General features: G+C 51.3%; 1 pseudogene. It reads left to right on the top strand.

Annotated elements, in window-relative coordinates:
* Nucleotides 1-337: pseudogene (locus RTW80_RS28075) on the top strand (conjugal transfer protein TraT); the annotation flags it as partial.

Below are 337 nucleotides of genomic sequence, written 5' to 3'. Positions count from 1 at the left end.
CAGCTTACCGACACAATCAGTGACACACGAGTTCGTCTTAATAAGGCCACAGAACATCTGGATAAGTTAAAAAAGCGTGGTGAACCAGTCGCAACCGGCGAAAAGGAAAAGTACAACACGGCAGTAAAAGCCGCTGAACGGGCGCTTGAGCAGGCCCGGCTGTCTGCCAGACGTCTTTCACTCCGCCATGTACAGAAAGCTGAAATCACCAGTACAGAGTCGTTGTCAGAGAAAGAGCAGGAACTGTTTCATGAAGACGGCCCGCCTTACAGCTTATGTGCTTTCTGCCACGCCTGGCATTCACTGAATGGTTATGCCGCAGCACAGGGCGTTATGG

The organism is Escherichia sp. AM3 (genome assembly GCF_032029835.1).
GTDB classification, from domain to species: Bacteria; Pseudomonadota; Gammaproteobacteria; order Enterobacterales; family Enterobacteriaceae; genus Escherichia; species Escherichia coli.
Note: the sequence above shows the minus strand (reverse complement) of the source record. Positions and strands in the feature narration are given on the sequence as shown.